Genomic DNA, 1337 nt, shown 5'->3' with positions numbered 1-1337 from the left:
CTTTTTCCCTCCCTTCCCCTTTTTCCTTTTCTCTTTCCCTCTCCTTCCTCTTTCCCCTTTTCTTCTTCCCCCTCCTCCTTTTTTTCCCCCCTTCTCTCCCCTTCCCTTCTCTCCCCTCTCTTCCCTCCTTTTTCCTCTCTCCCCCTTCCTTCTCTTTCCCTCCCCCCTCTTTCTTCCCCCTCCCCTTCCCCCCCTTTCCCCCCTTCCCCCTCCTCCCCTTTTTCTTCTCTTTCCTCCCCCCCTTTTTTTCTTTTCTCCTCCTTTCTTTCCCCTCCTCTCCCCTTTCCCTCCCCCTTTCCCCCCTCTTCTTTCTCTCTTTCCCTCTTTCCCCTCCCCTTCCTCCCCTTTCCTCTTCCCCTCTCCCCCTCCTTCTCTCCTTCTCCTCTTCTTTTCCTCCCCCCTTCCTTCCTCCCCCTCCTTTCTCCTTCCTTCTTTCCCTTTTCCCCCCCCTTCCTCTTCCCCTCTCTTCTCTTCTCCCTCTTTTCCTTTCTTCCCCCCCTCTCTCCCCCTTCTTCCTTCTTTTTCTCCTCCCCCCTCCTTCCTCTCCTTCTTTTTTCTCTCCTTCCTCTTCCTTCTTCCTTCCTCCTCCCCCCTTCCTTTTCTTTCCCTTTCTTCCTTTTTCTCTTCCTCCTTCCCCTTCCCCCCTTTTTTCCTTCCCCCTCCTTTTCCCCCCCTCTCCTCTCCTTCTCCTCCCCTCCTTCTTCCCCCTTTTTTCTTTTTCTTTTCCCCTCCCCCCCTCTCTTTCCTCTTTTTTTTCCTTTTTTCCCTTTTTTTTTTCCCCCCCCCTCCCCTTCCCTCTCTCTCCTTCTTCCTTTCCCCTCTCCCCTTCCTTCTTTTTCTCTCTTTTCCCTTTTTTCTTTCTTCCCTCTCCTTTCTTTCCCCCTCTCCTCTTCCCCTTTTCCTTCTCTTTCCCTCTTCTTCTTTCTTTCCCCCTTTCCCCTTTTTCCTCTTTCCTTTCCTTCTTCCCCCCCTTCCCCTCCTCTCTTTTTTTTTCCTTCCCTTCTTTCCCTCCCTCCCTCTCCTTCCCCTTTCCTCCCCCTCCCTCTTTCCCCCTTTTCCCTTCCCTCCCTTTCTCCCCCCCTTTCTCTTTTTCCCCTTCCCCTCTTTTCCTCTCCTTTCCCCTTTCCCTTTCCCTTTTCTCCTCCCTCCTCTCCCTTTCTCCTTTTCCCTCTTTCTCCTTCCTTTCTCTCCCCTCCCCTCTTTTTTTCTCTCCCTTCTTTCCCCCTTCCCTGTTTCTCCTCTCCTCTTCTCTCTTCTTCTTTCTTTCTTTCCCTCCTCCCTCCCCCCCCTTCCCTCCCTTTTCCCTTTTTTCCTTTTTCCTCCCCCTCTTTTTTTTC

Annotated in this window: 1 protein-coding gene; it reads right to left on the bottom strand. The window is 52.4% G+C overall.

Annotated elements, in window-relative coordinates; all coding sequences use genetic code 11:
• Nucleotides 1-1337 (bottom strand): hypothetical protein (locus ACJJVZ_RS00005; protein WP_405621541.1); only part of this gene is annotated, 1337 nt, incomplete at both ends.

The organism is Pseudoalteromonas sp. Ld19, assembly GCF_045064135.1.
Lineage (GTDB): Bacteria > Pseudomonadota > Gammaproteobacteria > Enterobacterales > Alteromonadaceae > Pseudoalteromonas > Pseudoalteromonas aliena.
Note: the sequence above shows the minus strand (reverse complement) of the source record. Positions and strands in the feature narration are given on the sequence as shown.